The sequence below is a fragment of the Streptomyces sp. NPDC056734 genome, from assembly GCF_042790455.1.
Classification (GTDB): Bacteria; Actinomycetota; Actinomycetes; order Streptomycetales; family Streptomycetaceae; genus Streptomyces.
Map to the genome: position 1 here is coordinate 75,307 of NZ_JBHTZD010000026.1, position 24,221 is coordinate 99,527.

The 24,221-nt window shown below is 70.5% G+C and carries 19 protein-coding genes and 1 pseudogene; 10 read left to right on the plus strand and 10 right to left on the minus strand.

The annotated features are described in order from the left end of the window. The first annotated feature begins 55 nt into the window (after positions 1-55). The gene (locus ACFRFC_RS31915) at positions 56-1,831 is read left to right on the plus strand and encodes a glycosyltransferase family 2 protein (protein WP_382685609.1); all 1,776 of its coding nucleotides are present in this window, start codon (positions 56-58) and stop codon (positions 1,829-1,831) included. Positions 1,832-1,834: 3 nt separating this feature from the next. Continuing rightward, a complete protein-coding gene (locus ACFRFC_RS31920) occupies positions 1,835-3,763 on the plus strand; it encodes a galactose oxidase-like domain-containing protein (RefSeq protein ID WP_382685607.1) in 1,929 nt (642 codons plus the stop codon). 12 nt (positions 3,764-3,775) lie between these two features. On the opposite strand, the gene ACFRFC_RS31925 is transcribed toward ACFRFC_RS31920, so the two are convergent. Beyond that, a complete protein-coding gene (locus ACFRFC_RS31925; protein WP_382685604.1) occupies positions 3,776-4,768 on the minus strand; it encodes a glycoside hydrolase family 6 protein in 993 nt (330 codons plus the stop codon). A gap of 247 nt (positions 4,769-5,015) precedes the next feature. Here ACFRFC_RS31925 and ACFRFC_RS31930 point away from each other — a divergent pair, with 247 nt between their 5' ends. From ACFRFC_RS31930 to ACFRFC_RS31940, 3 genes are all read left to right on the plus strand, one after another. Further along, positions 5,016-5,525 carry a MarR family winged helix-turn-helix transcriptional regulator gene (locus tag ACFRFC_RS31930; protein ID WP_382685602.1) on the plus strand — a complete coding sequence of 170 codons (510 nt, stop codon included), beginning with the start codon at positions 5,016-5,018 and terminating at the stop codon, positions 5,523-5,525. 110 nt (positions 5,526-5,635) lie between these two features. After that, complete coding sequence (locus ACFRFC_RS31935) at positions 5,636-5,974, plus strand: DUF3817 domain-containing protein (protein WP_382685600.1); 339 nt, start codon at positions 5,636-5,638, stop codon at positions 5,972-5,974. A gap of 89 nt (positions 5,975-6,063) precedes the next feature. Continuing rightward, a complete protein-coding gene (locus tag ACFRFC_RS31940) occupies positions 6,064-7,764 on the plus strand; it encodes a methylmalonyl-CoA mutase (protein ID WP_382685597.1) in 1,701 nt (566 codons plus the stop codon). A 22-nt stretch (positions 7,765-7,786) separates the two neighbouring features. Here the strand turns inward: ACFRFC_RS31940 and ACFRFC_RS31945 are convergent, their stop codons facing one another. Further along, positions 7,787-8,431: a TetR/AcrR family transcriptional regulator gene (locus ACFRFC_RS31945; protein WP_382685595.1), complete on the minus strand. Its 645-nt coding sequence runs from the start codon at positions 8,429-8,431 to the stop codon at positions 7,787-7,789. Positions 8,432-8,939: 508 nt separating this feature from the next. Between ACFRFC_RS31945 and ACFRFC_RS31950 the strand changes: the two genes are divergently transcribed. From ACFRFC_RS31950 to ACFRFC_RS31965, 4 genes and pseudogenes are all read left to right on the plus strand, one after another. After that, positions 8,940-9,917, plus strand: coding sequence for a tetratricopeptide repeat protein (locus ACFRFC_RS31950; RefSeq protein WP_382685592.1), 978 nt, complete (start codon positions 8,940-8,942; stop codon positions 9,915-9,917). A gap of 686 nt (positions 9,918-10,603) precedes the next feature. Continuing rightward, a complete protein-coding gene (locus ACFRFC_RS31955; RefSeq protein WP_382685590.1) occupies positions 10,604-11,239 on the plus strand; it encodes a DUF6230 family protein in 636 nt (211 codons plus the stop codon). A 173-nt stretch (positions 11,240-11,412) separates the two neighbouring features. Beyond that, a pseudogene (locus ACFRFC_RS31960) lies at positions 11,413-11,811 on the plus strand (DUF6114 domain-containing protein); the annotation flags it as partial. A gap of 328 nt (positions 11,812-12,139) precedes the next feature. Beyond that, complete coding sequence (locus tag ACFRFC_RS31965; protein ID WP_382685587.1) at positions 12,140-13,570, plus strand: hypothetical protein; 1,431 nt, start codon at positions 12,140-12,142, stop codon at positions 13,568-13,570. A 137-nt stretch (positions 13,571-13,707) separates the two neighbouring features. Here ACFRFC_RS31965 and pyk read toward each other — a convergent pair whose 3' ends face one another. The 3 genes from pyk to pta all read right to left on the minus strand — a co-directional run bounded on the left by pyk (position 13,708) and on the right by pta (position 18,653). Next, positions 13,708-15,138 (minus strand): pyruvate kinase, encoded by a 1,431-nt coding sequence (gene pyk / locus ACFRFC_RS31970; protein WP_382685585.1) that lies wholly within the window; start codon positions 15,136-15,138, stop codon positions 13,708-13,710. 135 nt (positions 15,139-15,273) lie between these two features. Continuing rightward, complete coding sequence (locus ACFRFC_RS31975) at positions 15,274-16,566, minus strand: acetate kinase (RefSeq protein WP_382685581.1); 1,293 nt, start codon at positions 16,564-16,566, stop codon at positions 15,274-15,276. Continuing rightward, the gene (pta, locus tag ACFRFC_RS31980; RefSeq protein WP_382685578.1) at positions 16,563-18,653 is read right to left on the minus strand and encodes a phosphate acetyltransferase; all 2,091 of its coding nucleotides are present in this window, start codon (positions 18,651-18,653) and stop codon (positions 16,563-16,565) included. The genes ACFRFC_RS31975 and pta overlap by 4 nt, the downstream gene beginning before the upstream one ends. A gap of 216 nt (positions 18,654-18,869) precedes the next feature. Between pta and ACFRFC_RS31985 the strand changes: the two genes are divergently transcribed. Next, on the plus strand, positions 18,870-19,895 hold the full coding sequence (locus tag ACFRFC_RS31985; protein ID WP_382685575.1) for an ATP-dependent 6-phosphofructokinase: 1,026 nt from the start codon (positions 18,870-18,872) through the stop codon (positions 19,893-19,895). A gap of 16 nt (positions 19,896-19,911) precedes the next feature. Here ACFRFC_RS31985 and ACFRFC_RS31990 read toward each other — a convergent pair whose 3' ends face one another. The 5 genes from ACFRFC_RS31990 to ACFRFC_RS32010 all read right to left on the minus strand — a co-directional run bounded on the left by ACFRFC_RS31990 (position 19,912) and on the right by ACFRFC_RS32010 (position 24,002). Then, positions 19,912-20,739: a carbohydrate ABC transporter permease gene (locus tag ACFRFC_RS31990; protein WP_382685572.1), complete on the minus strand. Its 828-nt coding sequence runs from the start codon at positions 20,737-20,739 to the stop codon at positions 19,912-19,914. Positions 20,740-20,744: 5 nt separating this feature from the next. Beyond that, positions 20,745-21,635, minus strand: coding sequence for a carbohydrate ABC transporter permease (locus ACFRFC_RS31995; RefSeq protein WP_382685788.1), 891 nt, complete (start codon positions 21,633-21,635; stop codon positions 20,745-20,747). Positions 21,636-21,717: 82 nt separating this feature from the next. Continuing rightward, positions 21,718-23,157: an extracellular solute-binding protein gene (locus tag ACFRFC_RS32000; protein ID WP_382685570.1), complete on the minus strand. Its 1,440-nt coding sequence runs from the start codon at positions 23,155-23,157 to the stop codon at positions 21,718-21,720. 353 nt (positions 23,158-23,510) lie between these two features. Beyond that, on the minus strand, positions 23,511-23,633 hold the full coding sequence (locus ACFRFC_RS32005) for a hypothetical protein (protein WP_382685567.1): 123 nt from the start codon (positions 23,631-23,633) through the stop codon (positions 23,511-23,513). A gap of 21 nt (positions 23,634-23,654) precedes the next feature. After that, complete coding sequence (locus tag ACFRFC_RS32010; RefSeq protein WP_382685564.1) at positions 23,655-24,002, minus strand: hypothetical protein; 348 nt, start codon at positions 24,000-24,002, stop codon at positions 23,655-23,657. Between the last annotated feature and the right edge of the window lie 219 nt (positions 24,003-24,221).

Consider the following 24,221-nt stretch of genomic DNA (forward strand, 5'->3'; position numbering starts at 1 on the left):
CTGCACTTCTGTGTGGATACGGCAGGTTCGATCGTCCATGTGATGGGAGGGTGCAGTGCGGCCCGAGGGCTACGACTACCACACCCACAGCCGACTCGCCGGGCCGCTCACGGAGCCGCCCGGCGACGCGTACCAGGTGCGTTACACCTCGCTGCTGGCGCGGGAACCGCACCGAATACGGGCGGTCCTGCTGATGGTCCTCGCGCCGCTGGTCACCGGCCTGCTGCTGGTCTACCTCGTCTGGCCCAGTCACTGGGTGGAGCGCGAGGGCGGTGAGCGGTGGCTGGTCCGGCTCGACGCCACCATGCTCATATCCATCGGGCTGATCGGGCTGTTCATGGTCGTCAACGTCGCCTCGGTGGCGCACGCCACGCTGGTCGCCCGCGACCCCGTCCCGGTCGTCCCCGAACCCGGCACCCGCGTCGCCTTCCTCACCACGTACGTCCCCGGCAAAGAGCCGCTCTCCATGGTCCGCGCCACCCTCGAAGGCGCCACCCGGATCACCCACACCGGCCCGCTCGACGTCTGGCTCCTGGACGAGGGCGACGACCCTCGGGCCAAGGCGCTCTGCGCGGAACTGGGGGTCCGTCACTTCACCCGGCACGGCGTCCCCGAGTGGAATCGCGCCCGAGGTGTCCACAAGGCCCGTACCAAGCACGGCAATTACAACGCCTGGATCGCCCTGCACGGCGACGCGTACGAGTTCTTCGCCTCCGTCGACACCGACCATGTCCCGCACCCCGCGTTCCTGGAGCGGATGATGGGCTACTTCCGGGACCCGGACGTCGCCTTCGTCGTCGGACCTCAGGTGTACGGGAACTACACCTCGCCGGTCACCAAGGCCGCCGAGTCACAGCAGTTCCTCTTCCACGCGCTGATCCAGCGGGCCGGGAACCGCTACCGGGCGCCGATGTTCGTCGGCACCAACAACGTCGTACGGATCGCCGCCGTGCGGCAGATCGGCGGGCTGTACGACTCCATCACCGAGGACATGGCCACCGGGTTCGAGCTGCACCGGCGGCGCAATCCGCGCACCGGACGCCACTGGCGGTCCGTCTACACGCCGGACGTGCTGGCCGTGGGGGAGGGCCCGGCGTCCTGGACGGACTTCTTCACCCAGCAGCTGCGCTGGTCGCGCGGGACGTACGAGACGCTGTTCACGCAGTACTGGAAGGCGCCGTTCAGCATGCCGCCGGGGCGGCTGTTCTCGTACACGCTGATGCTCGTCTACTACCCGATGACGGCCGTCAACTGGTTCCTGGGGATTCTCAGCTGTCTGCTGTTCCTGTGGTTCGGGGCGTCCGGTACGCAGGTCGCGGCCTCGGTGTGGCTGATGCTCCACAGCGACGCCGCCGCTCTCCAGATCGGCCTGTATCTGTGGAACCGCCGCCACAACGTCTCGCCGCACGAGCCGAGCGGCTCCGGCGGGCTGGCCGGGATGGCGATGTCGGCGCTGTCCGCGCCCCTGTATCTGAAGTCGCTCGGCGAGGCCCTGACCCGGCGCCCCAGCCGGTTCGTGGTCACCCCCAAGGGCGGTGACGCCAGCCCCGACCGGCTGCTGACCTTCCGGATCCACTTGGGCTGGGCGATCCTGCTCGTCACCTCCCTCACCGCGTCCGTGATCCTCGGCCACACCCATGCCGCCATGCGCACCTGGGCGGTCCTCGCGACGGCCGTCTCGCTGGCCCCGGTCGCGATCTGGGCCGCCGGACGGCTCGCCGGGTACCGCGACCGCCCGGGGGTTCCCCGGCGGGCCCGGGCCCCGGTCCCCGAACCCGCTGGGCCCGCGCCCCCCACCGCGCCCCGCACCACCACGACAGGAGGCACCTAGGCCATGGCCCGCACGCCCTCGCCCAAGACCAGGAAGACCCTTTTCGGCATCGGTGGTGCCGCGATCCTGCTGGGCCTGAACGCCCCGGCCGCGCTGGACCTCGCCGGGGAGACGTACCACGACTACAAGATCTCCCGGCCCGCCTACCAGGCCCGCTACGGCTCCTGGGACCAGATCGACATCCCTCGGGAGTACCGCACCAACGCCATCCACGCCGCCCTCCTGCACACCGGCAAGGTCCTCATCGTGGCCGGATCGGGCAACGAGCAGCGCAAGTTCGACCAGGGCGCCTTCGACACCGTGCTGTGGGACCCGAAGGCGAACACCTTCAAGAAGATCCCGACGCCGGAGGATTTCTTCTGCGCGGGCCACGCCCAACTGCCGGACGGGCGGCTCCTGGTGGCCGGCGGCACCGCCCGCTACGAACTCCTCGACGGCGAGGTCGAGCGGGCCGGTGGCGGGATGCGGGTGAAGAACGAGAACCCGGACCGGGCCGTGTTCCTGAAGAAGGGCACCCGCTTCCGCTCGCCCACCGGGGTCGAGTACCTGACCCGGTTCGACGTGACCGTCCCCCGGGCGACGAAGACCGACGGCGACCAGGGCGTGGCCATCACCGCGAGCGAGGCCCGCGTCTTCGTCGAGGCCGTCAAGGGCGGCCGGTCGTCCGTCACCGAGCAGCGGGCCCAGTACGGGATCGTCGGCCTCAAGGGCGCCGACGCGCGGAACACCTACGGGCTCAGTGAGCGGATCACCCTGGAGAAGCAGGACTTCCAGGGGATCCGCGCCGCCTACGAGTTCGACCCGGTCGCCGAGAAGTACCTCCCGGTCGACCCGATGGACAAGGCCCGCTGGTACCCGACCCTGGTCGGCCTGGACGACGGGCGGATCCTCGCCGTCTCCGGGCTGGACGACGTCGGGATGATCGACCCCGGGGACAACGAGATCTACGACCCGGGGACGAAGACGTGGACGCCGGGGCCCAAGCGGTACTTCCCCACGTATCCCGCGCTCTTCCTCACCCAGGGCGGCAAGCTGTTCTACTCCGCCGCCAACGCCGGGTACGGGCCCGCCGACCAGGGCCGCGAGCCCGGCATCTGGGACCTGGAGACCAACCGCTTCACCAAGGTGCCCGGCCTGCGGGACGCCGACCGGACCGAGACCGCCACCTCGCTGCTGCTGCCGCCCGCGCAGGACCAGAAGGTGATGATCCTGGGCGGCGGAGGCGTCGGCGAGTCGTCCAAGGCCACCGCGCGCACGGCGGTCGTCGACCTCACGGCGGACAACCCGGTCTTCGAGGACGGCCCCGACCTGCCCCAGGGCACCCGCTATCTGAACAGCGTGATCATGCCGGACGACACCGTCTTCACCTCCAACGGCTCCTCCGACTACCGGGGGCGCGGCGCCAGCAACATCCTCAAGGCGCAGTTCTACGACCCCAGGGCCAACACCTTCCGGGAGGCCGCCGCGCCCGAGGTCGGCCGTAACTACCACTCCGAGGGGCTGCTGCTGCCCGACGGCCGGGTGGCCACCTTCGGCTCCGACCCGCTCTTCGACGACCAGCAGAACACCAAGCTGGGCCACTTCGAGCAGCGCATGGAGGTCTTCACGCCGCCCGCCCTGCACCGCGCGGGCGCGAATCGGCCGGTCCTCAAGGCCGGGCCCGAGAAGCCGGAGGCCGACGGGACGGTGACCTACCCGACCGAGCACCCCGAGCGGATCGCCGCCGCCCGGCTGATGCGGCCCAGCGCCGTCACCCACACCACCGACGTCGAACAGCGCTCGATCGAGCTGGCGGTGACCAAGAAGGGCGACTCGGTGACGTTCACCGTCCCGGACGACCGGGCGCTGGTGCCGCCCGGCTGGTACATGCTCTTCGTGACGGACGCCGAGGGCACCCCCTCGGAGGCGAAGTGGATCCACGTGGAGCGCTGACCGCGCGCGGGGCTACCCCTTCGCGTTGCGGGCCAGCTCCAGGGCGTACTCCGGCCACCAGCGCCCGGCCCGCGGCCCGCCCTCGCAGGCGCCGTCCGACTCGCCGGGCCGCTTGATCCACAGATAGGCGTCGAGACCGGGCACCCCGGTGTCGTCCGTGGGCCGGGTGCCCAGCGCCCGGCCGGGCGGATTGCACCAGACACCGTCGAGAGGACCCCGGCCGTTGCGGCTGGTGTCGATGACGAAGTGCTTGCCGCCGAGCCCCCGCGACAGCCGCTGGCCGTACGCCGTCGCCACCGCGTCGGTCTGGAAGTTGGAGACGTTCAGCGCGAACCCGTCCGCGTCCGCCACCCCGGCCCGCCGCAGCGGCTCGACCAGCTTGTCCGGCTCCTTGATCCAGGCCGGATTGCCCGCGTCCACATACACCTTGGTGTGCGGCTGCCGCTTCAGCAGGCCGATCGCCTCGCGCAGCAGCCCCTCCCGCTCCGGCTCCAGTGCGACGGGCGTGCACCCCGAGATGACATGGGCGATGGCGTCCGGCTCCAGCACCACCAGCGCCTTCGCGTCCCCGATCGCCGCCGCGAACCGCCCGATCCAGTCCCGGTAGGCGTCCGCGTCGGGCGCACCGCCCGCCGAGTGCTGCCCGCAGTCCCGGTGCGGGATGTTGTACGCCGCCAGCAGCGCCGTTCTGCCCTGCCGCCGGGCGGCGTCGGTGGCCGCGCGGACCAGCGGGGCGGGGTCGGTCTCCCCGGCGGGCCACAGCATGGCGGGCTGCTCGGCGATCCGCCTCAGCAGCTCGGCGTCCGCCGTCCGGCCCTGCTGCCGCCAGGCGCGGATCTGCCGGGCGGCGGGGCTGCCGGGATCGACCCAGAACGGCGACGCGGGCCGCGCGTCGCGGGACGCGGCCCCCGCGACGGACGCCTCGTCGACGCCGGGGGCGGACGCGCAGCCCACGGTGAGCCCGAGCACCGCGAGCGCCGCGAGGGTGTGGATCAGCCGGGACATGCTGCTGCTCCCTGAGCGGAGAGGAGGTGACAGTGACAGTCGGTGACGGAACGTCGATATAGTTACATAAGGTGACAGATGGGGGTGGGATGGACATGGAGATGTCCCGCCGTACGGGTCACCGGGATTCCTTCCGGTCCTGTGACGGGTCACCTGAGGGGTCGCCCGACGGGTCGGCCGGAGCGGGGTGGACCGAAGGACGAGACAGGGCTGACCGCGATATGACCGACGGGTAGGGTCTGATGCCGTGTCGAAGCCGCTCAGTCTCCCGTTCGATCCCATCGCCCGCGCCGATGAACTCTGGAAGCGGCGCTGGGGCAGTGTGCCGGCCATGGCCGCGATCACCTCGATCATGCGGGCGCACCAGATCCTCCTCGCCGAGGTCGACGCGGTGGTGAGGCCCTACGGTCTGACCTTCGCCCGGTACGAGGCCCTGGTCCTGCTCACCTTCTCCAAAGAGGGCGAACTGCCGATGTCCAAGATCGGCGAGCGGCTGATGGTCCACCCCACCTCGGTCACCAACACCGTCGACCGGCTGGTGAAATCCGGGCTGGTCGCCAAGCGCCCCAACCCCAACGACGGCCGCGGCACCCTCGCCGTCATCACCGACAAGGGCCGCGAGGTCGTCGAGTCCGCCACCCGCGACCTCATGGCGATGGACTTCGGCCTGGGTGTGTACGACGCCGAGGAGTGCACGGAGATCTTCGCGATGCTGCGGCCGTTGCGGGTGGCGGCGGAGGACTTCGACGCCGAGTGAGGGCCGTGTGAACGCGGAGCGAACCGGGTGTCCGGGCGGCGGTGAACGAGGGCTTCCGCCATGCTGACCCGCCGGAAGATCGCCCGGAACATGCCGATACGCTCGGCGGCATGAAAAAGAGCGTGCTGACCCGCTACCGCGTCATGGCCTACGTCACCGGCGTGCTCCTGGTCCTGCTGTGCCTGTGCATGATCGGCAAGTACGTGCTGGACATCGACGGCGCCGACGACGCGACCTTCGTCGTCTCGATGGCACACGGGTGGCTCTACGTCGTCTATCTGCTCTTCGCCTTCGATCTGGGCTCCAAGGCGAAGTGGCCGGTCGGCAAGCAGCTGTGGGTGCTGCTCGCGGGCACCGTCCCGACGGCCGTCTTCTTCGTCGAGCGCAAGATCTCGCGGGAACTGGACGCGAAGGTCGCGCAGCCTGCTCCGGCGGCCGCGAGGGTCTAGCCCCCAGGGCTTCGGGCGGATCGCCGGGACGTACCGGCGTTCCGCCAGCCAGTCGGCATTTATTCGGACATCCCAGTAAATTCGATGGCATGGATGCTGACGCCATCGAGGAGGGCCGCCGTCGCTGGCAGGCCCGGTTCGACTCCGCGCGGAAGCGGGAGGCCGACTTCACCACGCTCTCCGGGGATGCCGTGGAGCCGGTGTACGGGCCCCGGCCCGGGGACAGATACGCGGGCTTCGAGCGGATCGGCTGGCCCGGGGAGTACCCCTTCACGCGCGGGCTGCATCCGACCGGGTACCGGGGGCGGACCTGGACGATCCGGCAGTTCGCCGGGTTCGGGAACGCCGGGCAGACCAATGAGCGCTACCAGATGATCCTGGCGGCGGGCGGGGGCGGCCTGTCCGTCGCGTTCGACATGCCGACGCTGATGGGGCGGGACTCCGACGACCCGCGCTCGCTCGGCGAGGTCGGGCACTGCGGGGTGGCGATCGACTCCGCCGCCGACATGGAAGTGCTGTTCCGCGACATCCCGCTCGGGGACGTCACCACCTCCATGACGATCAGCGGCCCGGCGGTCCCCGTCTTCTGCATGTACCTGGTCGCCGCCGAGCGCCAGGGCATCGACCCGTCCGTCCTCAACGGCACACTCCAGACCGACATCTTCAAGGAGTACATCGCCCAGAAGGAGTGGCTCTTCCAGCCCGAGCCGCACCTGAGGCTGATCGGCGACCTGATGGAGTACTGCGCCGAGCACATCCCCGACTACAAGCCGCTCTCCGTCTCCGGCTACCACATCCGCGAGGCCGGCTCCACGGCCGCGCAGGAACTGGCGTACACGCTGGCCGACGGCTTCGGATACGTGGAGCTGGGTCTCAGCCGCGGCCTGGACGTGGACGTCTTCGCGCCCGGCCTCTCCTTCTTCTTCGACGCCCATCTCGACTTCTTCGAGGAGATCGCCAAGTTCCGCGCCGCACGCCGCATCTGGGCGCGCTGGCTGCGGGACGTGTACGGGGCGAGGACCGACAGGGCGCAGTGGCTGCGCTTCCACACCCAGACCGCCGGCGTCTCCCTGACCGCCCAGCAGCCGTACAACAACGTCGTACGGACGGCGGTGGAGGCGCTCGCGGCCGTCCTCGGCGGCACCAACTCCCTGCACACCAACGCCCTCGACGAGACCCTCGCCCTGCCCTCCGCGCAGGCCGCCGAGATCGCCCTGCGCACCCAGCAGGTCCTGATGGAGGAGACCGGCGTCGCCAACGTCGCCGACCCGCTGGGCGGCTCCTGGTACGTCGAGCAGCTCACCGACCGCATCGAGGCCGACGCCGAGAAGATCTTCGACCGGATCAAGGAACGGGGCCTACGGGCCCACCCCGACGGACGTCATCCGATCGGGCCGGTCACCTCGGGCATCCTGCGCGGCATCGAGGACGGCTGGTTCACCGGCGAGATCGCCGAGGCCGCCTTCCAGTACCAGCGCGCCCTGGAGAAGGGCGAGAAGCGGGTCGTGGGCGTCAACGTCCACACCGGGTCCGTCACCGGGGACCTGGAGATCCTCCGGGTCGGCCACGAGGTGGAGCGCGAGCAGGTACGGGAGCTGGGCGCCCGCAAGGGGCGGCGGGACGAGGCCGCGGTGCGCGCCGCGCTGGCCGCGCTGCTCGACGCCGCCCGCGACGGCTCCCGCATGATCGAGCCGATGCTCACCGCCGTACGCGCCGAGGCCACCCTGGGGGAGATCTGCGGGCTGCTGCGGGACGAGTGGGGGGTGTACACCGAGCCCGCCGGATTCTGAGCGGGGGCGCGGAGGGCAGGCGCTACGCCGGTCCGCCGGCCGGGCCCTGGTCCGTCGCACCCGGGAGGCCCACGAGCAGGACGCGGGTCAGTGACCGTACCCAGCGGGCGTCCGCAGGCTGCGCGCTCACCAGGGAGCGGTGGACGACCGCGCCGGCCACCAGGTCGAAGATGAGGTCGGCGGTGCGCGCGGCCTCCTCCGGGTCCGTCTGCGGGGTGAGTTCGCCGCGCGCCTCACCCCGTTCCCGGCCCTGGAGGACCAGGCGTTTCTGGCGGTCGACGATGGAGGCCCGGATGCGCTCGCGCAGGGCCTCGTCACGGGTGGCCTCGGCGACCACCGCCATCAGGCCGCTCCTGGCCTCCGGGCGGGACAGGACCGCGGCGAACTGGAGGACCACGCCCTCGATGTCCGCCGCCAGGCTGCCGCGGTCCGGCAGGCGCAGGCCGTCGAAGAGTTCCGCGACCGCGTCGACCACCAGTTCGTTCTTCCCGGCCCAGCGGCGGTAGAGGGTGGTCTTCGCGACGCCCGCGCGCGCCGCCACGTCCGACAGGGTCAGTTTCGACCAGCCCAGCTCGGTCAGCGCCTCCCGCGTCGCCCGCAGGATCGCGGTGTCCGCGGTGGTGCTGCGCGGGCGGCCACGGGCGGCGGCGGGGATCCGGCTCTGCATGTCCCGACCCTATCCGGCGGTCCTCCCCGACCCCGCCCGACTGTGCCCGGTCATGCCCGATCGCCTCCGGCCGTGCCCGATCGCGCCCGGACTGTGCCCGAGCTGTGCCCGGCGGCGGGAAGGACACGCAACTGAGGCGGGACCGGTGGGTGGCTCAGGGGCGGGGCCGCGCCGTGAGGGAGATCACCGAAGGGTGCTTCCCCGGGCCGGGTCGCTCCCATTACGCTACGGCTCGTAGCGAAAGCGCGGTGGACGCTGTGACGCTGTGACCACGGCTTGTGCCACCGCCCGTGCCGGACGTACGCGGGCGGTGACCGGACGGCGCGGGTGGGGACCCGGTGCCGTACGGCATACCCGGCGGGGGCCGGGAGGCACACCCGGACCGGCCGGTGTCTCCCGGTCGGACCGGCCGCTGTTCCACGGTCGGACCGGCTGCTGTTCCACAGTCGGATCGGCCGGTGTTCCACGGTGTTTTCACACACGCGCGGTAACGGGGGAGGATAGACGCATGCAGCCACGGAACATGTCCATGAGCGGGGTCGTCGACCTCGCCGCGGTGAAGGCGGCCCAGGAGGCCAAGGCCAAGGCGGAGCAGACGCGCGCCGAAGCCGCCCGGCAGGGTGGGGGCGGTGCCGTCTCCCCGGCCGATCTCGTCATCGACGTCGATGAGGCCGGCTTCGAGCGCGATGTCATCCAGCGCTCCGCCGAAGTACCGGTCGTCATCGACTTCTGGGCGGAGTGGTGCCAGCCCTGCAAGCAGCTCAGCCCCGTCCTGGAGCGCCTGGCCGTCGAGTACGACGGGCGCTTCCTCCTCGCCAAGATCGATGTCGACGCCAATCAGCTGCTGATGCAGCAGTTCGGGATCCAGGGGATCCCCGCGGTGTTCGCCGTCGTGGCCGGGCAGGCGCTCCCACTGTTCCAGGGGGCCGCCGCCGAGGCCCAGATCCGGCAGACCCTCGATCAGCTGGTGCAGGTCGCCGAGGAGCGGTTCGGCCTGACCGGGCTGACCGTCGACCCCGACGCCGAGCCCGGCGCCGCCCCGGAGGCCGTCGCCGAGGCACCCGCCGGGCCCTACGAAGCCCTGCTCAACGCCGCCGCCCAGGCGCTGGACGACGGTGACCTCGCCGGTGCCGTCCAGGCGTACAGGAACGTGCTCGCCGACGACCCCGGCCACCCCGAGGCCACCCTGGGCCTCTCCCAGGCCGACTTGCTCCAGCGCGTGCAGGGCCTCGACCCGCAGCAGGTGCGCAAGGACGCCGCCGACCGGCCCGCCGACGTCCAGGCCCAGATCACCGCCGCCGACCTCGATCTGGTCGGCGGACATGTCGAGGACGCCTTCGGGCGGCTGATCGACACCGTGCGGCGCACGGCGGGCGACGACCGGGACGCCGTACGGCTGCGGCTCCTTGAGTTGTTCGAGGTGGTCGGGGGCGAGGATCCGCGCGTGGCCGCCGCCCGGCGTGCGCTGGCGCGCGCCCTGTTCTGAGCGTCCGTCCGCTGTCTGTCCGCCGTCCGCCCGTCGTCCGTCTATCGCCCATTTATCGCCCATTTATTGCCTGATCGGGGCGAGTTGTCCGGTGTTCCTGTGGTGTGGGTGCCGGAGGTGACACAGAGCGGCCGCGCTTTACTAAATCTTGGTAATCGCGGCCGCTGTCACCGCAGGGGGGTCGAACCCGTCGTTGTGTCGGAATCTGTCCGGCGATCCGTGGATTGTTCTGCCCATCGGTACCACCCAGCGTCGTCGATCCGAACCCCTGTGTCGTTGTGTGGTCATCCGTCCGTTACCAGCCGGTAACGAACCCCCTTGTGCGGGCGGCGAGAATGCACCACCATCGGCGACGCTCGGTCCCTTTCCGTTCCCCGGCAGCCGGTCGGGCCGCGGGACCTCTGGGGTCCCCACCGGGCGGAGCGGGCGGCGCCGCCGCCGGCTCTCGGGCAGGGGGGTCTTCGCCCGTCGGCGAAGCCTGTCCGGCAGGGTTGTGCGTGATGCGTGTCAGGCGCGACCAGTGGTTGTCGCTCGGGGGTGAACGCCGGTGACCGGGGCGCGGTTCGCGCTTCGGGACGCGGGCGGTCTCCTTCCCGAGGACGTAGCACTTCTCCCATCCCTGCCGCGGCCCAGCCGCTTCCCCGGTGGGCCGGGGTCAGGAGATGTACGTCCGAGAAGGAGGAAATATGGAGTCCCAGGTGCGTGGTGGGACCAGATGGAGGCGGTTCGCCGTGGTCATGGTGCCCAGCCTGGCCGCCACGGTGGCGATAGGCGTGGCCCTCGCTCAGGGTGCCCTCGCCGCGTCGTTCAGCGTGTCCGGGCAGTCGTTCAAGGTGACGACCAAGGAACTGGACGGCAAGGGCTTCGTTCAGTACGGGGCTCTCGACAAGGGCTTCACGCTGAGCGGGCAGGAGGTGCAACACCCGGTCGCCGTCTCGGCCTTCAGTTCCGCCACCATCACGGACCTGTGCCAGTCCGTCGTCACCCCGAACGTCCCGGTGTTCGGGAAGGTCAGTCTGATCCTGCGCGCGGGCGGCGGTGGCGAACCGGTCGAGGCGACGAATCTGTACATCGACATCGCCCAGCTCGAGGCCGACGCCGATTTCACGAACATCGACATCGGCGTGGCCGCCGGGAGCACCGATCAGGGTCCGGGCATGAAGGGGGGCGGGGAGCAGGCCAACCGGTACGGCTTCGCCCAGCAGGCCGAGGAGGTCGTGCTGACGGACGTGGAGCAGACGGCGTGGGCGACCACCGCCGGAACCTTCAAGCTCAGCGACCTGAGGATGTCGCTGTCGACGGATGCCGAGGAATGCTTCTGAGCACCGGCTGACGGGCGGGGCCGCCGATGGTGACCCCGCCCACCCGCCTGACCAGCCTGATCCGCGTGTTCTTCACGCGCGTTCACCTGTGCCGAAGAACCCCTTCACCGATCGCGCACAACAGCGCGGTACAACTCTCCACCACAGCAAAGCCGTTCCAGGGAGACGTTTCGATGAGCGCCGAGACTCCAGCCGCAGTCGGCCGGTTCACCCGCCGCAGGCTCCAGTTCCGTGGCTGGCGGGGCTCCCGGCCGTTCTGGGCCGGGCTCTTCGTCATGCTCGGCGGACTCCCCATCGCCTACTTCCCCTACGCGAATCTCCAGATCGGTCATCTGACACTGGCGATGGCGACCACCGCGGGGGCCGGGTCGCTGATCATCGGCGTGCTGCTCGTCGTCCTGGGCTTCAGCCTCTGGCTCCAGCGGCATGTGCGCACCTTCGCGGGGGTCGCCGCGATCCTGCTGGCGCTGGTGTCCATCCCCGTGTCCAACCTCGGTGGCTTTCTGATCGGCTTTCTGTTCGCCCTCGTCGGCGGCGCGATGGCCGTGGCCTGGGTCGAGGGCGAGCCGGCGGCACCCCGGGAATCGGTACGGCAGTCCGCGCCCCCGGAGCCGGTACGGCAGGAGGTGGCGCGTGAGCCCGTACGGCAGGACGCGGCGCCGGAGCCCGTACGGCAGTCCGCGCCCCCGGAGCCGGTACGGCAGGACGCGGCGCTGGAGTCCGTGCGGCAGTCCGCGCCCCAGGAGTCCGTACGGCAGGACGTGGCCGGCAAGGGTGGCGCACCCGGGAGTGAGGCCGCCGGGGCCGCGCCCGCCCCGGCGGCCGACGTTCCGCGCCAGGCGGGGGAGCGCGACGACCTGCCGGGACCGGCCCCCGCCCATGAGGCGAACGGGAGGCACAGTGCCGGCTGACGAGGTGGCCCCCGGGACCGGTGCGCAGGGGGCCCGGGTCAGCGCCGGGCCGCGTCACGCGGCGCCCAGGAAGCCGCTGTTCACCAGGTTCCAGGTGCCGGCCGGCAAGGCCATCGCCCTGGCGGCGATGCCGACCGCGGTGCTCATGGGGATGGGGTTCACCCCGAGGCTCGCCCTCGCCGAGGACCAGCCGGCCTCCCTCGGCCTGACGGCCGACGAACTGACCGCCGACGAGTACGCGGCCTGTCTCACCGCGCTGGAGGACGCGAGCAAGGCCACCGAGGAGCCCACCGAGCCCGCTGAGGAGCCCTCCGGGCCCGCCGAGGGGGCGACCGAGGAGCCCGCCGGGGACGACCTCTCCGCCTCGCCCTCCGCCTCGCAGACCTCCCCCGCGCCGGCGCCCACCGAGGCCGCCGACGGTGGCTCCGGCGACCCGCAGTCCGCCGCCGGTGGCGAGGACCTGTCGGGCGGCACCGCTTCGCCGGATCCGGGCTCCGGCGACAAGGCCGAGCCCACACCGTCCCCGGCGCCCCCCGGCGGGTCCTCGCCCGCGCCCGCGCAAACTGGCGGTGGCGGTCTGCTGGACACCGTCGGTGACGCCATCGACGGAGTGGTCGACGGGATCGCCGACGGCCTCACCGGGCGCGGCAAGGACGACCCCGCGAGCCCCGACCCGACGCCCCCGCCCGCCGACGGCACCGACCCGGCCGGCCCGCAGGACGACGGCCCCGGCGACGACTCCGGCGACGACTCCGGCGACGACGATTCCGGGGAGGACGACTCCGCCCCCGCCGACGAGCCCACCGAGCCGACCGGGGAACCGGCCGAGGACCCCACCGAGCCCGCGGACGAACCGCCCGAGGAGCCCACCGCCTCCCCGAGCCCGACCCCCACCCCCACCACGTCCACCACCCCCACCCCATCGGCCGGCGTCGATCTGGACGACTGCCCGCTCGCCACCGACGACGAGGGCGGTGTCGACAACCCGCTCCCGGTCCCGGACGACCCCTGGTACCTGAACGCCACTTCGCTGCTGCTCAAGGACGCCGACTACCAGGGCGTCGTGGAGGTGGAGACGGCGAGCGGGGCCCGCAAGAAGGTGCTCAAGTACGTCATCTCCGGCGGTACGGACATCGGCGATCTGCATCAGACGGTGCGGGACGAGCAGGCCGGCGCCACCTATCACGTACAGGCGGCCGAGGGCTCGACCTCGACCATCCGCGACGGCGACACCGTGATGTACACCGAGCAGATCTCCGGCAAGCTGCTGGGCCTGATCCCGGTGGAGTTCAGCCCCGAGAACCCGCCGCCGCTGAACATCCCGCTGCTCTACTTCACCGACGTCACGGTGGTCCAGGCGGCCCAGTTCGGCGGCGATCTGCACATCCCGGGCATGCAGATGTACACCACCCCCGACTGACGCCCCGCCCGGCATCGACCGACGCCCACCCCGTCGTCGCGTCGTCGCACAGCCCCGTCCGGGAGCCGCACACAGCCGAGGGCGCCCCTGCTCCCAGGGGCGCCCTCGGTGCCGTACGAAAGTCCGTGCCGTCGGCGTCAGTCGCGCTCGCCCTGGCCCAGGTGGTGCACCCGGACCATGTTCGTGGTGCCCGACACCCCGGGCGGGGAGCCGGCCGTGATCACCAAGATGTCGCCGGCGTCGAAGCGGTTGAGCTTGACGATCTCGCTGTCGACCAGGTCGACCATCTCGTCGGTGCTGTTCACGAACGGCACGATATGCGGCTCCACGCCCCAGCTCAGCGTGAGCTGGTTACGGGTCGACTCGTCCGTCGTGAAGGCGATGATCTCCGGCTCGGCGCGGTAGCGGCACAGCCGCCGGGCGGTGTCGCCGGACTTGGTGAAGGCGATCAGGCCCTTGCCGCCGAGGAAGTCGGCGATCTCACAGGCGGCCCGGGCCACCGAACCGCCCTGGGTGCGCGGCTTCTTGCCCGGCACCAGCGGCTGGAGGCCCTTGGACAGCAGCTCCTGCTCGGCCGCCTGGACGATCTTCGACATCGTCTTGACGGTCTCGATCGGGTACGCGCCCACGCTGGACTCGGCGGACAGCATCACCGCGTCGGCGCCGTCCAGGATGGCGTTGGCGACGTCGGACGCCTCGGCGCGGGTCGGCCGGGAGTTGGTGATCATCGACTCCATCATCTGGGTCGCCACGATCACCGGCTTCGCGTTGCGCCGGCACAGCTCGATCAGGCGCTTCTGCACCATGGGGACCTTTTCGAGCGGGTACTCGACGGCGAGGTCACCACGGGCGACCATCACGGCGTCGAACGCCATCACGACGTCCTCCATGTTCTCCACCGCCTGCGGCTTCTCCACCTTGGCGATGACGGGGACGCGCCGGCCCTCCTCGTCCATCACCCGGTGGACGTCGGCCACGTCCTTGGCGTCCCGGACGAAGGACAGCGCGACCATGTCGCAGCCCATGCGCAGCGCGAACCGCAGGTCCTCGACGTCCTTGTCGCTGAGCGCGGGGACGTTGACGGCGGCGCCGGGCAGGTTGATGCCCTTGTGGTCGGAGACCATCCCGCCCTCGATGACGATCGACTTAACCCGGGGGCCCTCGACGTCCAGGACCTTCAGCTCGACATTGCCGTCGTTGATCAGGATCTGGTCGCCGCGCGAGACATCGCCGGGCAGGCCCTTGTAGGTGGTGCCGCAGATCGTCTTGTCACCGGGGACGTCGTCGGCGGTGATGGTGAACTCGTCGCCGCGCACCAGTTCCACCGGGCCCTCGGCGAAGGTCTCCAGGCGGATCTTGGGGCCCTGGAGGTCGGCGAGGACGCCGATGGCCCGGCCGGTCTCCTTGGCGGCGGCGCGGACCCGGTCGTAGCGGCCCTGATGCTCGGCGTGGGTGCCGTGGCTGAAGTTGAAGCGGGCCACATTCATGCCGGCCTCGATCAGCGCGACCAGTTGCTCGTGGGAGTCGACCGCGGGGCCGAGAGTACAGACGATTTTCGAACGGCGCATAGGACGATCCTATCGGTTTGTTTCGCCACGGAATATTCCGTCTGGTGGAAGTCGTGGTGGATGTCGCGGTGGAAGTCGTGGTGGAAGTCGCGGCGAGATACAAATGGGCGGCCCGGTGCTCAGCCGAGTATTTCGCTAGTTCTTTTCGGAACCGCTCTCTCCGACCAGTGCGTAGGTCTGTGTCGCGATCTCCAGTTCCTCGTCGGTCGGCACCACGGCGAGGGCCACCCGGGCGGACGGCGGCGAGATCAGCCGGGGTCCGCGCGTGCGTGCCTCGTTCAGCCCGGCGTCCACCACGATGCCCAGCTCACCGAGGTCCGCGACGGCCGCCGCGCGTACCGGCGCCGCGTTCTCCCCGACCCCGGCCGTGAACGCGATGGCGTCCACCCGGCCGAGCACGGCGTAATAGGCGCCGATGTACTTCTTCAAGCGGTGAATGTAGATGTCGAAGGCGAGCCGTGCCTGTTCGTCGCCCTCGTCGACCCGGCGGCGGATCTCCCGCATGTCGTTGTCCCCGCACAGCCCGATCAGCCCGCTCCTCTTGTTGAGGAGATTGTCGATCTCGTCGGCGGACATTTCGCCAACACGCATCAAATGGAAGATGACGGCCGGGTCCAGGTCACCGGAACGCGTACCCATCACCAGCCCTTCCAAGGGGGTCAGCCCCATCGAGGTGTCCACACACCGCCCGCCGCGCACCGCCGACGCCGACGCGCCGTTGCCCAGGTGCAGCACGATCACGTTCACGTCCTGCGGCGCCCTCCCCAGCAGCGCGGCGGTCGCCCGGGAGACGAACGCGTGCGAGGTGCCGTGGAAGCCGTAGCGCCGGACGCGGTACCTGTCGGCCGTCTCGGTGTCGAGGGCGTAGCGGGCGGCCGACTCCGGCATGGTGGTGTGGAACGCCGTGTCGAACACCGCGACCTGCGGCAGATCCGGGCGCAGTGCCATGGCCGTACGGATGCCGGTGAGGTTGGCCGGGTTGTGCAGCGGGGCCACCGGGATCAGCCGCTCGATCTCGGCGAGCACGGCGCTGTCGATCAGCGTCGGCTCGGTGAACAGCAGCCCGCCGTGCACCACCCGGTGCCCGATCGCGGCCAGCTCCGGGGAGTCCAGGCCCAGGCCGTCCCGCGCCAGCTCCGCCGCCACGGCCTTCAGAGCGGCGTCGTGGTCGGCGATCGGGCCGCCGCGCTCACGGGTCGCGCCGCCGGTCGGGGTGTGCTGGAGCCGGGAGGTCCGCTCCCCGATCCGCTCGACCAGGCCCTGCGCGAGCCGCCCGCCGCCGCCCCGCGGGCCGCTGTCGGGCGGGTGGCCGTCGCGCCTGTGGCCGTCGGGCGGGTCACTGTCGCGCATGTCGAGAAGCTGGTACTTGAGCGACGACGAGCCGGAGTTGAGGACGAGGACACGGGTCGCGGTCGAGGTCGCGGTCACAGCCGGGGAGCCTTCTGGTCGGTGGACTGGGCCTGGATCGCGGTGATGGCGACGGTGTTCACGATGTCTGAAACCAAAGCACCCCGCGACAGATCGTTGACCGGCCTGCGCAGCCCCTGGAGCACCGGGCCGACGGCGATCGCCCCGGCCGAGCGCTGCACGGCCTTGTACGTGTTGTTGCCGGTGTTCAGGTCGGGGAAGATCAGCACGCTCGCCTGCCCGGCCACCTCGGACTCCGGCAGCTTGGTCGCGGCGACGGTCGGCTCCACGGCCGCGTCGTACTGGATCGGCCCCTCGACGCTGAGGTCCGGACGCCGCTCGCGCACCAGCCGGGTCGCCTCGCGCACCTTGTCGACATCGGCGCCCGACCCCGACGTACCCGTGGAGTACGACAGCATCGCGATCCGGGGTTGGACCCCGAACTGCGCGGCGGTCGCCGCCGACTGGACGGCGATGTCCGCGAGCTGCTCGGCGTCCGGGTCCGGGTTGATCGCGCAGTCGCCGTAGACGAGCACCTTGTCGGCCAGGCACATGAAGAAGACGGACGAGACGATCGACGAGCCCGGCTCGGTCCTGATGATCTCGAACGCCGGGCGGATCGTCGCCGCCGTGGAGTGCACCGACCCCGACACCATGCCGTCGGCGAAGCCCCGCTCCACCATCAGCGTGCCGAAGTAGTTCACGTCCGAGACGACGTCGTACGCCAGCTCCACGCTCACCCCCCGATGGGCGCGCAGCGCCGCGTAGCGCTCGGCGAAGGGGTCGCGCAGTTCGCTGGTGGCCGGGTCGATCAGCTGGGCGTCGCCGAGGTCGATGCCGAGGTCGGCGGCGCGCTTGCGGATCTGGTCGACGGGGCCCAGCAGCGTCAGATCGCACACGCCCCGGCGCAGCAGCACCTCGGCGGCGTGCAGCACGCGCGGCTCGGTGCCCTCCGGGAGCACCACCCGGCGCCGGTCGGCGCGCGCCTGCTCCAGCAGCTTGTGCTCGAACATCATCGGCGTGACCCGGTCGCTGCTGGGCGCGCTGACCCGCCCCAGCAGATCGCCGGTGTCGATGTACCGCTCGAACAGGCCGAGCGCGGTCTCCGCCTTGCGCGGGGTGGCCGCGTTGAGCTTGCCCTCCAGGGAGAAGAGCTGTTCGGCGGTCGGGAAGCTGGTGCCGGGCACCGACAGCACCGGGGTGCCCGGGGCGAGCCGGGCGGCGAGGGTGAGGATCTCCTCGCGCGGCACCTCGTTCAGGGTGAGCAGCACCCCCGCTATCGGCGGGGTCCCGGCGCTGTGCGCGGCCAGCGCCCCGATCACCAGGTCGGCTCGGTCGCCGGGGGTGACCACCAGCGAGCCCGGGGTCAGGGCGGCCAGGAAGTTCGGCAGCATCGCACCGCCGAACACGAAGTTCAGCGCGTCCCGGGCCAGCCCCGACTCATCACCGAGGAGCACCCGTGCGCCGAGGGTGTGGGCGATCTGGGAGACCGTGGGCGCGGCCAGCGCGGGCTCGTCGGGCAGCACGTAACAGGGCACCGGGAGCCGGTCGGCGAGCCGCTCGGCGATCTCGTCACGGTCCTCACGGGCCACCCGGTTGGTGACCATGGCCAGCACGTCGCAGCCCAGCCCGTCGTAGGCGCGATACGCGTTGCGGGTCTCGGCGAGCACCGACTCGGCACTCTGCTGACGACCCCCCACCACCGGGATCACCGACGCCCCGAACTCGTTCGCGAGCCGGGCGTTGAGGGACAGCTCGTCGGGGAGCTGGGTGCCGGCGTAGTCGGAACCGAGGACGAGGACGACGTCGTAGTCCCGGGTCACCAGGTGGAAACGGTCGACCAGGGTGGAGACCAGCTCGTCCGTGCCGCGCTCGGCCTGGAGGGCGGACGCCTCGTGGTAGTCCATGCCGTAGACCGTCGCCGGGTCCTGTGCCAGCCGGTAGCGGGCGCGCAGCAGCTCGAAGAGCCGGTCGGGACCGTCGTGCACCAGCGGACGGAACACCCCCACCCGGTCGACCTGCCGGGTCAGCAGCTCCATGACCCCCAGTTCGACGACCTGCCGGCCGTCACCGCGGTCGATCCCGGTCACGTACACGCTGCGCGTCACGTGCGCTGTTCCTCTCTGTCGGGTGGTCCTCGTGATCCATCGAGGGCCATTGAGGGCCATCGAGAGCGATCGAGATCTATCGAGTGAATCCCCTTGACAATACTCTCGCAGATGGCTAAAGCGCCCGTCTGTGGTGGTGTACGACACCCGGCCCGGGGACGTGGAAGAATCGAAGGCGGCTCACCGGTCTCAACAGCGAGCAGGAGACACAGCACGATGCGTATCGGAGTTCTCACCGCAGGTGGCGACTGCCCCGGCCTGAACGCAGTGATCCGGTCGGTCGTGCACCGGGCCGTGGCTCAGTACGGTGACGAGGTGATCGGCTTCGAGGACGGGTACGCGGGTCTGCTCGACGGCCGCTACCGCGCGCTGGACCTCAACGCGGTCAGCGGCATCCTCGCCCGGGGCGGCACCATCCTCGGCTCCTCCCGGCTGGAGCGCGACCGGCTGCGCGAGGCGTGCGAGAACGCCTCCGACATGATCCGTGACTTCGGCATCGACGCCCTCATCCCGATCGGCGGCGAGGGCACCCTGACGGCCGCCCGGATGCTGTCCGACGCCGGGCTGCCGGTCGTGGGCGTCCCCAAGACCATCGACAACGACATCTCCTCCACGGACCGCACCTTCGGCTTCGACACCGCCGTGGGCGTCGCCACCGAGGCGATGGACCGGCTGAAGACCACCGCCGAGTCCCACCAGCGCGTGATGGTCGTCGAGGTCATGGGCCGGCACGCGGGCTGGATCGCCCTGGAGTCCGGCATGTCCGCCGGGGCGCACGGCATCTGCCTGCCCGAGCGGCCCTTCGACCCGGCCGAGATCGCCAAGATGATCGAGGAGCGGTTCGCGCGCGGCAAGAAGTTCGCCGTCGTCTGCGTGGCCGAGGGCGCCCACCCCGCGCAGGGCACCATGGACTACGACAAGGGCGAGATCGACCAGTTCGGCCACGAGCGCTTCCAGGGCATCGGCACGGCCCTCGCCTTCGAACTGGAACGCCGTCTCGGCAAGGAGGCCAAGCCGGTCATCCTCGGCCATGTCCAGCGCGGCGGCACGCCGACGGCGTACGACAGGGTCCTCGCCACCCGCTTCGGCTGGCACGCCGTGGAAGCCGCCCACCGGGGCGAGTTCGGCCGGATGACCGCCCTGCGCGGCACGGACATCGTGATGGTCCCGCTGGCCGAGGCGGTCACCGAACTGAAGACGGTCCCGAAGGACCGGATGGACGAGGCGGAGTCGGTGTTCTAGCCCCCGCCCCCTGCTGTCACCCTTTGACCGCCCCACCCAGCGCGAACCCACCCCCCAACCTGCGCGCCACCAGCACATACAGCAGGATCACCGGCGTCGAGTAGATGATCGAGAACGCGGCGAGCTGCCCGTACGCCACCATGCCCCGGTTGCCGAAGAACTCATTGACGCTGACGGCGGCCGGGAGCTGGTCCGGGGTGAGCAGCAGCATGAACGGGACGAAGAAGTTCCCCCACATCATCACGAAGGCGAAGACGGTCACCACGGACACGCCCGGTCCCATCAGCGGCAGCACGATCCGCACCAGGGACTGGAACGAGGAGGCGCCGTCCGTCCAGGCCGCCTCCTCCAGTTCCTTCGGCACCCCGTCCATGAAGTTCTTCATCAGCCAGATGGCGAACGGCAGTTGGGACGCGGCGAAGAAGAAGATCGTGCCCTGCATGGTGTCGATCAGATCGACCCGCACGAACAGCGCGTAGACCGGCACCATGATCGCGGTGATCGGCAGACTCGTCGCGAACAGGATGGTGAGCAGGAACGGCCGGTTGAGGCGGGACCGGAACCGGGACAGCGGGTAGGCGGCCAGCGCCGCGCACACCACGGTCAGCAGGGTCGCGCCGCCGCACAGGATCAGACTGTTGAGCAGCGGCCGGAAGGTGATGTCCGTGGTCAGTACGGCGTCGAAGTTGCCGAAGGTGAGACCGTCCGGCGCCTTCACCCGCAGGTCGGCGTGCGGATCGACCGCCGACAGCACCACCCAGGCCAGCGGCAGCACGAACGCGGCGGCGACCACCAGCAGTCCCGCGTCGGCGGCCAGCCGCCGGGACACTCGCTCACGTGCCATGCCCCTCACACCTCCATCCGCAGCAGCCGCAGGTAGATGACCGAGAACAGCGAGCCGACCAGAAGCAGCAGCAGGGCCACCGCCGTGCCGTACCCGATCATGCTGTTCTGGAAAGCCTGTTCGTACATGAACAAGGGCAATGTCTGGCTCTTTCCGCCCGGCCCGCCCCGGGTCATCACCCAGATCAGCCCGAAGACGGACAGCGTCTGGAGGGTGTTGAGCATCAGGTTGGTGCCGATCGAGCGGCGGATCATCGGCAGGGTGATGTGCCACAGCCGCCGCCGGCCACTGGCCCCGTCCATCTCGGCGGCCTCGGTGACCTCCTGGGGGATCTCGTTGAGCGCGGCGGAGTAGACGAGCATCGAGAACGCCGTGCCACGCCAGACATTGGCGAAGGACACGGCCAGGATCGGCAAGGTGAACAGCCAGTTCTGGGACGGCAGCTGGAGAAAATCGAGTACGGCGTTGAGGGTCCCCTCGCGGCGGAAGAACGCGTACAGCAGAAACCCGGCGACGACCTCCGGCAGCACCCACGCCGTGACGACGATGCCGCCGACGAGCGTACGGACCGGTTTCGACGCGCGCCGCATCAGCAGGGCGAGCGACAGACCGAGGGTGTTCTGCCCGATGAGCGAGGACAGCACGGTGAAGACGAGGGTCAGCCAGACGGCGTTCAGGAACGCCTCGTCCTGGAACGCCGTACGGAAGTTCTCCAGCCCGACGAACGACGACTCGGCCTGTCCGGTGAGCTGGAGGTCGGTGAGGGCGAGGTAGCCGCAGTAGCCGATCGGCCCGGCGAGGAAGAGGACCAGCAGGATCAGCGCGGGGGAGAGGGGCAGGAATCGGGAGACGGTACGGGTCCGGCGGCGCGGCGGGGCCACTGGGGGTACGGGGATCTCGTACACCGGCGGTGGGGTCTTGCGGACGGGGCCGCCGTCCGGCGCGGACGATCCGTCGAGGGAGGCACTGGTCACGACGCTACTTCTCGATCACTTGGTTGTCGGTGACGTCCTTGAGGGTGTCGTCGTAGCCGCGCGCGGCCTCCGCGACGGACAGATCACCGGTGGTGACCCCCTCCATGGCCTCCTGGATCGCCACGGACACCTTCGGGTACGCCGGGTAGGCCGGCCGGTAGTGGGTCGCGGAGACCAGTTCGGTGAAGAACTCGATGCCGGGCTGCGCGGCGACGTACTCGGGATCGGCGGCCACGTCCTCTCGGACGGCGATCCCGGAGTTGGCGATGTACCACTTCTGGGCGTTGGCCTTGGTCTGCATGGTGGTGATGAAGTCGAAGGCGAGATCCGGATTGGCCGCCTCGGCCGGGATGGACCAGGTCCAGCCGCCGGACATGCTCACCTTGCCGGGCGCCTGCCCGTGCTGCGTCGGCATCGCGGCGAGCCCCAGTTTCTCGGACCACTCGGGCCATTCGTGCCCGCTGCCGGGCAGCCAGTCCTGCGGCAGCCAGGAGCCGTCGAGGGCGATGCCGAGCTTGCCCTCGGGCAGTAGCTCGCCGCGCACGCGGGTACCGAAGTTGGGGTCGAGGGCGTCGGAGACGTCGGGGCCGAGGCCCTCCTTGTACACGGTCTCCACGAAGCCGAGGGCGTCCTTGAACCCCTGACTTCCGGCGACCCATTTCTTGCTGTCTTTGTCGTAGAGGGGGTCGGTGGCCCCATCGCCGCCTGTGCTTGTGCCTGTGCTTGTACTTGTACTTGTACTTGCGCCAGTCCCTGTGCCAGTCCTTGTGCCTGTGCCGTAGAGCAGCATCTCGAAGGTCTGCATGGTGGCGGCCTCGCCGGCGGGCTTGCCGGTGTAGACGTTGAGGGGGATGACGCCCGGCACCTTGTTTTTTATGGTGCGGGCGGCGGACAGCACGTCGTCCCAGGTCTTCGGCTGCCAGTCGGCGGGGAGCCCGGCCTTGGCGAAGATGGCCTTGTCGTACCAGAGCCCCCGGGTGTCGGTGCCGTCCGGGACGCCGTACGTCTTGCCGTCCTCGCCCCGGGCGGCGGCTTTCGCCGTGTCGATGAACTGGTCCCAGTCCGCCCACTTCTCCAGATAGGGATCGAGGGGGGTGAGATAGCCGCTGGTGATGTCCGAGTTGATCAGGAAGGTGTCCTCGTAGACCAGGTCGGGGGCGGTCTTCGGGGAGCGGAGCATCTGCTGGAGCTTGGTGTAGTACTCGGAGTCCGCCGCCTTGATCGGCACGAACTCGACCGTCTTCCCCGGGTACTCCTTCTCGAACTGTTCCTTGATGCCGGCGAGGTGAGTGTCCATCACCTTCATCGAGTTGTCCGTGGACTGCTTGAAGGAGACCTTCAGGGTGTCGGGGTCGCTGCCCGAACCTCCCCCGCAGGCGGTGAGGGAGGCGGCGGTCAGGGTGAGGGCGGCGGTGAGCAGGACGGCGGTGGGGCGCACGGGCATGACCTCCAGCGGAGCACGGTGGGGGGCTGGGGGGTGGGGTGGGGTCCGGCCGGGAGACGACTGCCCGGTGAACGTAGAAGGGGCGGTCGGGTGCGGTCAATGCGCGTGCGGTGAAGGGTTGCGGGGCCTGTGGGGGTGAGGGGCGGGTGGAGGCCGGGGGTGAGGGGGGCTCCGGCCTCCGGGGCGGTCAACGCAGCGCGCTGGGAGGGTCGCCCGAATGCGGCACCCCTGGTTGCCGTGTGCTGGATCACGGACCTGGCTGGATTGCCGCCTTGTTCGGGATCCGCGTTGACGTCGTGTCTGCTCGCGTGGGCGTCGCGTCCGCTTGGTTCTTCGAGGCGGCTCCCTTTGACCTACCCGGTGGCAGCCTGCGACAGGGCGGTGAGTACGAGTACGCCCTCGCTCGGGTGTCTACCGGCCGTGTCGTGGTGGGCGCGCGCGGTGACGAAGCGGACGCTGACCAGTGACAGATCCACCTCGCCCCGCTTCGATGTGCGCTAGGCCCAGATGTACTCCTCGGCAATCGCACCGTCGTGCCACTTCGCGACGGTGACCATGCGACCGCCACCCTCGAACTCGCCGATGACACAGGTCCACTCACCTGACCCGAAGGCGATGGGATGCGAGGTGATCTGTGTGGGCGTGCCACCCGCCGATTCGACGTACGCCTTCATGGCGTCGATGTGCTCCTGGACTCCATGGGTCGGCGGCTGGCCCTTCCAGTCCACCAGGACATCGGCGGTGTGGTGGTGGGCAAACACACCGTCCCAGTCGGCCCTGTTCCATCCGGTGAAATCGAGATCGTCCATGCCCTTGAGATTGCGGCTGACCTGGTCCTGAGCCATCGGTCCCGCTCCGCTCTCCGCCCCCTTCGTGCGATCCGTACTGATCGCCGGGTTCGGCTCACCCGTACTGCGAGCCTACGAGCGGCTTGTGCGACATGCACCCGCAGGGGGTTCACGATGCCCACGGGCGGCGGCCTCAGGCGACTACCAGGCGCCGGGCGGTCTGTCGCCGGTGCGGCAGCGGGGGCAGTGGCAGGGGGGCCAGCGGAGGGTGTCGGC